The sequence below is a fragment of the Streptacidiphilus sp. PB12-B1b genome (assembly GCF_014084125.1).
In the GTDB taxonomy this organism is placed as follows: Bacteria; Actinomycetota; Actinomycetes; order Streptomycetales; family Streptomycetaceae; genus Streptacidiphilus.
In genome coordinates, this window is sequence record NZ_CP048405.1 from 3592091 (window position 1) to 3601662 (window position 9572).

1 protein-coding gene is annotated in these 9572 nt (G+C 76.3%); it reads left to right on the forward strand.

Annotated elements, in window-relative coordinates; all coding sequences use genetic code 11:
• Window positions 1-35 precede the first annotated feature (35 nt).
• Complete coding sequence (locus tag GXW83_RS16185) at window positions 36-9557, forward strand: type I polyketide synthase (protein ID WP_255431301.1); 9522 nt, start codon at window positions 36-38, stop codon at window positions 9555-9557.
• Window positions 9558-9572: the final 15 nt, after the last annotated feature.

A 9572-nucleotide genomic window follows, 5' to 3' on the forward strand; every position in this document is an offset into this window, starting at 1 on the left:
CCCGTCAGGAGAGTTCGACGTCGTCTGTGCCGCCCGTGCCCGCCAACCGTGCCACGGAGGCGGTCGCGGTCATCGGGTACGCCTGCCGACTGCCCGGCGCGGCCACCGCCGAGGCGTTCTGGCGGCTGCTGGACGACGGCGCCCACGCCGTCGGGGAGCCCCCGAGCGGGCGCTTCCCCGACGGCGCCGGGGTCCGCCCCGGCGGCTACCTGGAGCAGGTGGACGGCTTCGACCCGGAGTTCTTCGGCATCTCGCCCGCGGAGGCCGCCGCCGCCGACCCCCAGCAGCGCCTGCTGCTGGAACTCGCCTGGGAGGCACTGGAACACGCCGGAACCCTGCCCGCACAGCTGGGCGCGAGCCGCACCGGCGTCTTCGTCGGCTCCATCGCGGGCGACTACGCCACGCTCGTCCACCGGCACGCGCCGGACGCCGTCACCCGGCACAGCCTGACCGGCCTCAACCGGGGCGTTCTCGCCAACCGCCTCTCCTACGCCTTCGACCTGCGCGGGCCCAGCCTGACCGTGGACTCGGCCCAGTCCTCCTCGCTGGTCGCCGTGCACCTGGCGCTGGAGAGCCTGCGCAGCGGCGAGTCCGAACTGGCCCTGGCCGCCGGGGTCAACCTCAATCTCGCCGCCGACAGCACGCGGACCGTGGACCGGTTCGGCGCGCTCTCGCCCGACGACCGCTGCTTCACCTTCGACGCCCGCGCCAACGGCTACGTCCGGGGCGAGGGCGCGGTGCTGCTGGTGCTCAAGCCGCTGGCCCGGGCACTCGCCGACGGCGACCCGGTGCGGGCGGTGCTGCTGGGCAGCGCCGTCAACAGCGACGGCGCGACCGAGGGGCTGACCGTCCCCAGCGCGCAGGCGCAGACCCGGGTGGTACGCGCGGCCGTGGAACGGGCCGGTCTGGACCCCCGACAGGTGCAGTACGTGGAACTGCACGGCACGGGCACCCGGGTCGGCGACCCGATCGAGGCGGCCGCGCTGGGAGCCGCCCTGGGCGCCGGACGGCCCGACGGCGACGTGCTGCTGGTCGGCTCCGCCAAGACCAATGTGGGGCACCTGGAGGGCGCCTCCGGAATCGTCGGGCTGCTCAAGGTCGTACTGAGCGTCCACCACCGCAGGCTGCCCGCCAGCCTCAACTTCGCCGAACCCAACCCGGAGATCGACTTCGACCGGCTGGCGCTGCGGGTGCGCACCCGATCCGGACCGTGGCCGCACCCGGAACGGCGGCTGGTCGCGGGCGTCAGCTCCTTCGGCGTGGGCGGCACCAACGCCCACGTCCTGGTCGCCGAGGCCGAAACTGCAACCCGGACCGCAGCCGAGGCCGCAGCCGATACCGATGCCGGGATCCCGTCCGGGGCGGCGCCGTCGGCGGAGCCGCCGACCCTGTGGCCGCTCTCCGCCCGCAGCCCGCAGGCCCTGCGCGCCCAGGCCGCACGGCTGTTGGAGCACCTCACGGATCAGGACGCCCCGAACCCGGTCGAGTTGGCACGCTCCCTGGCCACCGACCGGACCGCCTTCGAGCACCGGGCCGTGTTGCTCGGCACCGACCTCGCCCAGTTCGTCGCTGAACTTCACGTTCTGACGCAGGATCAGCAATCGACCGAGCTGATTCGGGGCACCGCGCACGGCGGCGGACGCACCGTGTTCGTCTTCCCCGGGCAGGGCAGCCAATGGGATTCCATGGCACGGGAGTTGCTGGCCGCAGCCTCCGACAGCCGGACCGCGTCCGCCTTCGCCGACAGCGTCCACGCCTGCGCTGCCGCGCTGGCGCCGCACACCGACTGGTCCCTGACCGATGTACTGCTCGGTCGGCCCGGTGCCCCTGGCCTGGACCGGGTCGACGTGGTGCAGCCCGCGCTGTGGGCGGTCATGGTCTCGCTGGCCGCGCTCTGGCAGGCGGCAGGCGTCCGCCCCGACGCCGTCATCGGCCACTCCCAGGGCGAGGTCGCAGCCGCCTACGTCTCCGGTGCGCTCAGCCTGGAGGACGCCGCCGCCGTGGTCGCCCTGCGCTCCCGGGCCATCGCCGGGCTCGGCGGCTCCGGCACCGGCGGGATGGCGTCGGTGCCGCTGCCCGAAGCCGAGGTCCGGGGCAGGATCGCAGCTCTGGGCGACGAGTTGAGCATCGCCGCCGTCAACGGCCCCTCGGCGACGGTGGTGTCCGGTGACCGCGCGGCCGTCGACGCCCTGGTCGCCTCCTGCACCGACGAGGGCATCCGGGCCCGCGTGGTCCCGGTCGACTACGCCTCGCACTCCCCGCAGGTCGAGCCGCTGCGCGAGAGCCTGCCGGAGATCCTCGCCGGGATCACCCCCCGACCTGCCCGGATCGCCTTCTACTCGACCGTCACCGGCGGGCTGGTGGACACCACCGCGCTGGACCCCGGCTACTGGTACCGCAACCTGCGGCAGACCGTCGAGTTCGACCGGGCCGTGCGCGCCGCCCACGCCGACGGGCACCGCGCATACGTCGAGAGCAGCCCGCACGCAGTGCTGACCGTGGGCCTCGGCCAGATCCTGGACGGCGCGGCGGCCGTCACCGGCACCCTGCGCCGCGACCACGGCGGTCTGCGGCAGTTCCACACCGCGCTGGCCGGCTTCCACGTCCAGGGCGGGGCGGTGGACTGGGCCGCCTTCCACGGCCCGCGCACCCGCCGGGCGGAACTACCGACCTACGCCTTCCAGCGGCGACGGCTGTGGTTCGACGCCTCCCAGGGCCGCACCCAGCCCGTACCCGTCGCACCCGCCGCCGTCGAGACGGACGCCGGAACCGCCGCCGTCGAGGCCGCCGCCGAGCATGGAACCGCGCTGCTGCACACCGTGCTGACCAGCGCCGCCATCGTGCTGGGCCAGCCCTCCGCCGAGGCTGTCGACCCGGACCGGACCTTCCGCGACCTCGGCTTCGACTCCGTCTCCGCCGTCGAGTTCCGCGACCGGCTGGGCAGCGCCACCGGCCTGCCGCTGTCCACCACCCTGGTCTACGACCGCCCCACCCCCCGCGCCGTCGCCGACCACCTGCGCGACCTCGCCACCGGCGGCCGTCCCTCGTCCGACACCGCCGCCCCGGCGACAGCGCCCGCCCACGACGACGACCCGATCGCCGTCGTCGCCATGAGCGGACGCTGGCCCGGCGGCGCGGACACCCCCGAAGCGCTCTGGGAACTGCTCCGCTCCGGCCGCGACGCCATCGGCGACTTCCCCGACAACCGGGGCTGGGACCTGGACGCCCTCTACGACCCGAACGGGCTGCGCCCTGGCACCTCCTACACCCGGCAGGGCGGCTTCCTCTACGACGCCGACCGCTTCGACGGCGCCTTCTTCGGCCTGAGCCCGCGCGAGTCGGCGGCGATGGACCCGCAGCAGCGGCTGCTGCTGGAGTCCTCCTGGGAGCTGTGCGAGCGCGCCGGCATCCTCCCGGCCTCCCTGCGCGGCAGCCGCACCGGGGTCTTCGTCGGCGTCACCCCGCAGGACTACGGCCCCCGGCTGCACCAGACCCCGGAGGGCTACCAGGGCCACGCCCTCACCGGCAGCCTCACCAGCGTGGCCTCCGGGCGGCTGGCCTACGTCCTCGGCCTCGAGGGCCCGGCCATCAGCGTGGACACCGCCTGCTCCTCCTCGCTGGTGGCGCTGCACCTGGCCGCGCAGTCGCTGCGGCAGGGCGAGAGCGATCTGGCGCTCGCCGGTGGGGCGGCGGTGATGTCCGGGCCGGGCATGTTCACCGAGTTCAGCCGTCAGCACGGGCTGGCCGCCGACGGCCGCTGCAAGCCCTTCGCCGCCGCTGCGGACGGCACCGCCTGGGCCGAGGGCGTGGGCCTGCTGCTGCTGGAACGGCTCTCGGACGCCCGCCGCAACGGTCACCCGGTGCTGGCCCTGGTCCGTGGCTCGGCGGTGAACCAGGACGGCGCCTCCAACGGGTTGACCGCCCCCAACGGCCCCTCGCAGGAGCGGGTGATCCGGCAGGCCCTGCGCAACGCCGGACTCTGCCCGGCCGACGTGGACGCCGTCGAGGCCCACGGCACCGGCACCGCCCTGGGCGACCCGATCGAGGCGCAGGCCCTGATCGCCGTCTACGGCCAGGACCGCCCTGCGGACCGGCCGCTGCTGCTGGGCTCGCTCAAGTCCAGCATCGGCCACACCCAGGCAGCTGCCGGGGTGACCGGGGTCATCGCCATGGTCCAGTCCATGCAGCACGGCGAACTGCCCGCCACCCTGCACCTGGACCGCCCCACGCCGCACGTCGACTGGTCGGCCGGGACGGTGGCGCTGCTGCCGCAGGCCACCCCCTGGCCGCAGCCCCGGACCGGCGAGGGCGACCGCGACCGGCCCCTTGTCGAGCGCCCGCGCCGGGCCGGGGTCTCCTCCTTCGGCATCAGCGGCACCAACGCCCATCTGATCCTCGAAGCACCCGCGACGGCCCCCGAGGACGCCGCCCCCGCCGCCGGGCCGGAGCCGACGGCCCCGCTGCCCTGGGTGCTGTCCGCCCGCGACCCCGAGCAGCTGCGCGCGCAGGCGGAGCGGCTGCTGACCCGGCTGGCCGCCGACCCCCGGCCGTCCGCCGCCGATCTCGGCCACTCGCTGGCCGCCACCCGGGCCCGCTTCGACCACCGCGCCGTACTGACCGGCAGCGACCCGGCCGAGCAGGAGGCCCAGCTGCGCGCCCTCGCGGCCGGGCGGACCGCACCCGGCCTGCACACCGGCAGCGCCCGGTCGGGCGTCCGCACCGCCGTCCTGCTCTCCGGTCAGGGCAGCCAGCGCCCGGGCGCGGGCCGCGCGCTGTACGCCGCCCACTCGGTCTTCGCCCGGGCGCTGGACGCCGCCGCCGAGCTGTTCGACGCCCACCTGGACGTCCCGCTCAGGGAGGTGATGTTCGCCGAGCCCGGCACCGAGCGGGCCGCGCTGCTGGACGCCACCGGCTACACCCAGCCCGCCCTGTTCACCCTGCAGCTCGCGCTGTACCGGCTGGTGGAGTCGTACGGCGTGCGGGCCGACCACCTCATCGGCCACTCCGTGGGCGAGCTGACCGCCGCCCACCTGGCCGGGGTGCTCTCGCTGCCCGACGCGGTGGCCCTGGTCGCCGCACGCGGACGGCTGATGCAGGCCCTGCCTGCGGGCGGCGCTATGGCCGCCCTGCAGGCCACCGAGGCCGAACTGCTGCCGCTGCTCGCCGGACGCGAGGCCCGGGTGGGCATCGCGGCCGTCAACGGGCCGACATCCGTCGTCATCTCCGGCGACGCCGACGAGGTGCGGCGGCTGGCCGACAGTTGGCGCTCGCGCGGCCGCCGCAGCAAGCTGCTGACGGTCAGCCACGCCTTCCACTCGCCGCACATGGACGCGGTGCTGGACGACTTCCGCCGGATCGCCGCCGGGCTGCGCTTCGGCGAACCGCGCATCCCGGTGGTCTCCAACCTCACCGGCCTGCCCGCCACCGCCGAGCAACTGCGCGATCCGGACTACTGGGTCCGGCACATCCGCGAGGCAGTGCGCTTCCACGACGGCGTACGCACCCTGGACGGCTTGGGCGTCACCGGCTTCCTAGAGCTGGGCCCGAGCCCGGTGCTGACCGCCCTGGTCGAGGACGCCCTGCCCGACTCCGACTCCGACTTCGACGCGGACGCGGACGCGGACGCGGACGCCGACGCCGACGCCGGGCCGACGCCGCGCGCCGTGGTCGCCGCGCTGCGCCCCGAGCGGGACGAGACCCGCACCCTGACCGAGGCCCTGGCGCAGCTGCACGTCCACGGCACGCCGGTGGACTGGTCCGCTGCCTTCGCCGGACGGCAGGCCCGGCGGATTCCGCTGCCCACCTACCCCTTCCACCGCACCCGGCACTGGCTGGACCAGCCCGCCACGGCCGCGCCCGCCGCAGCCGGCCTGGGCGAGGCCGGACACCCGCTGCTCGGCGCCGCCCTCGAACTGCCCGAGGACGCAGGGTGGTTGCTCACCGGGCGGCTGTCGCTGCGGACCCACCCCTGGCTGGCCGACCATGCGGTCGGTGGCCGGGTGCTGCTGCCGGGCACCGCCCTGCTGGAACTGGCCGTGGACGCCGCCCGGCGCACCGGCGCGCCGGGCGTCGCCGAACTGGACCTGGAGGCACCGCTGCTGCTCGGCGCGACCGGGGCGGTGCAGCTCCAGGTCTCCGTGGGCGCCGCCGACGCCGGCGGGCGCAGGCCGTTGCGGGTGCACGCGCGCCCCGAGCCCGGCCCTGCGGGCTCCGGCCCGGGGGAGTGGACCCGGCACGCCACCGGCGCCCTCGCCGCCCCCGACACCCTCGCCGTCCCCGACAGCGGCACCGCGCCCGCCCTGAATGCCGCCGGGCTGCCCGACGCCGGGGTGTGGCCGCCGACCGGCGCCGAGCCCGTGGACGTCGCCGACCTCTACGAGCGGCTCGCCGACCTCGGCTACGCCTACGGCCCGGCGTTCCGTGGCCTCACCGCCGCCTGGCGGCTGGGCGAGGAGCTGTACGCCGAGGTCGGGCCGGGCCCGGCGGCGGTTGCCGACGCGTCCGGCTACCGACTGAACCCGGCGCTGTCCGATGCCGCCCTGCACGCGGTGGTCGGCCTGCTGCCGTCGGGCACCGGCGAACACCCGGCCCGTCCCCGCGTGCCCTTCGCCTGGAACGGCGTGACCCTGCACCGGCACGGAGCCTCGGCGCTGCGGGTGCGCATCCGGCCGACCGGACCGGACGCCGTTGCGCTGGACCTGGCCGACGACTCCGGCGCCCCGGTGGCCACAGTCGGTTCGCTCACCCTGCGCACCGTCGCCGACTCCGGCGCGGAGGCCGCCTACCGGCTCGACTGGCAGCCCCTGCCACGGCAGGCCGCCACCGCCCCCACCGCCTGGGCCGTCCTCAGCGGAACCGCAAACGTAACCGGCACCGACACCGCCCCCGACGCCCGGGGCGACCTGCTGCGCGTCGCGCTGGCCCGGGCCACCGGCCAGCCGGTTCCGGTCGTCGACCGCCCCGGCGACCTCCCCGCCGCCCCCGCCCGGACGGTCGTGGCCGTGGTGCCGGACGCCTCCGCCGCGCTGGCGGCCATCCAGAGCTGGCTGGCCGAGGAGCAGGCGGCCGACACCCCGCACCGGCTGGCACTGGCCACCCGCCGTGCGGTGGCCGTCCACCCCGGCGAGGACGTCCCCGAGCCCGCCGCCGCCACCGTGTGGGGCCTGGTCCGCACGGCCCAGGCCGAACACCCCGGCCGGCTGCTGCTGCTCGACCTGGACGACGCCCCCGGGACGCCGGACGCCCTGCCCGCCGCCGTTGCCGCCGCTGTCGCCGCCGACGAACCGCAGCTCGCGGTGCGCGGTGAGGAGGTGCTGGTGCCCCGACTGGTCCGGGTGCGGGCCGCGGACACCCTGGCAGCGCCGCCGGAGGCGGGCCCGTGGCGGCTGGACACCCGCACCCCCGGCAGCATCGACAGCGTCGAGCTGCTCCCCGCGCCCGGCGCGGAAAGGGAGTTGGGCCCGGACGAGGTCCGGATCGCGCTGCGTGCCGCCGGGTTGAACTTCCGGGACGTGCTGATCGCCCTGGGCATGTACCCGGGCGGGGCCAGCATCGGCGCGGAGGGCGCGGGGATCGTCCTGGAGACCGGCCCCGGGGTCACCGGCCTGGCGGCCGGGGACCGGGTGATGGGGCTGGTCCAGGGCACGCTCGGGCCGGTCGCCGTCACCGATCGGCGGCTGCTGACCCGCGTCCCCGAGGGCTGGAGCTTCGCCCAGGCGGCGAGCGTCCCGGTCGCCTTCCTGACCGCCTACCACGGCCTGTACGACCTGGCCGGGCTGCGGCCGGGCGAGTCGCTGCTGGTGCACGCCGCCACCGGTGGCGTCGGTCAGGCAGCGGTACAACTCGCCCGCCACGGCGGCGCGGAGGTGTTCGGCACGGCCAGCCCGGGCAAGTGGGCCACCCTGCGCGGCCAGGGCCTGGACGACCGCCGTATCGCCGACAGCCGCACCCTGGGCTTCGAGGACGCCTTCCGGGAGGCGACCGGCGGGCGCGGAGTGGACGTGGTGCTCAACTCCCTGGCCCGGGAGTTCACCGACGCCTCACTGCGGCTGCTCGCGCCCCGGGGCCGCTTCGTGGAGATGGGCAAGACCGACCCGCGCGACCCGCAGGCCGTGGCCCGCGACCACAACGGCGCCTCCTACCAGGCCTTCGACCTCTTCGACGTCGACCCCGAGCGGATCGCCGAAATCCTGTCCCGGCTGGCCGAGTTGTTCGCCACCGGCGCGCTCACCCCGCTGCCGGTGCAGGCCCAGGACGTCCGGCAGGCCGAGCACGCCCTGCGCGGCCTCAGCCAGGCCCGGCACACCGGCAAGCTCGCGCTCACCCTGCCCGCCGGGCTGCGACCCGAGGGGACGGTGCTGGTCACCGGCGGCACCGGCGCGCTGGGACGCCTGGTCGCCCGCCGCCTGGTCACCCACCACGGCGTCAGCCGACTGCTGCTGACGAGTCGTCAGGGGTATTCAGCGCCAGGCGCGGAGGAGCTCATCGCCGAACTCGCCGCCCTGGGTGCGCAGACCACGGTGGCGGCCTGCGACGCCGCCGACGCCGAGGCGCTCGCCGCGCTGCTGGCCGGCGTCCCGTCCGCGCACCCGCTCACCGCCGTCGTCCACGCCGCCGGGGTCCTCGATGACACGCTGCTGACCTCGCTCACCCCCGACCGGCTGCGGGACGTCCTGCGGCCCAAGGCCGAGGGCGCGTGGAACCTGCACCGCGCCACCGAGCACCTGGACCTGGCCGCGTTCGTCCTGTTCTCCTCCGCCGTCGGCCTGCTCGGCAACCCCGGCCAGGCCAACTACGCTGCCGCCAACGCCTATCTGGACGCCCTCGCCCAGCACCGCCGGATCCGCGGGCTGCCCGCCGCCTCGCTCGCCTGGGGGCACTGGGCCGAAGCCGGGGGCCTGGCCGCCCGGTTGAGCCGCACCGAGTCCGAGCGCCTGGCCCGGACCGGCCTCGCCCCCATGCCCACCGATCTCGCCCTCGGACTCTTCGACGCCGCCCTCGGCACCCCGTACGCCCTGCTGGCCACCGCCGCCCTGGACACCGGCGGCAGGCCCCCCGGGGAGCTGTCCCCGGTGCTGCGCGGCCTGGCCCGCCCCCGGCCGCGCCCGGCAACCGCCGTCCCCGCCGTGGACGACGCGGCGGAGCTGCGGCGCCGACTCGACGGGAAGCGCCCCGCCGAGCAGGAGCGGCTGCTGCTCGCCCTGGTGCGCGACAACGCCGCGGCCGTGCTCGGCCACCCCGGACCCGAGGCCATCCGGCCCGACATCGGCTTCATGGACGCCGAGTTCGACTCCCTGAGCGCCATCGAACTGCGCAACCGGATCAACACCGCGACCGGGCTGCGCCTGCCCAGCACCGCGGTCTTCGACCATCCCACCCCGCTGGCCCTGGCCGCCCATCTGCGCGCCTGCCTGGCCCCGGAACCGCCCGCCGTACCCGCGCCCGCGCCCGCACCTGTACCCGTCCCCGGGCCGGTGGACGACCTCGCGGACCGCATCGCCGACGTCGGCGACGACGAGATCTTCGACTTCCTGCACAACGAGCTCGGAATTTCCTGAGAGAGGCCGATCACC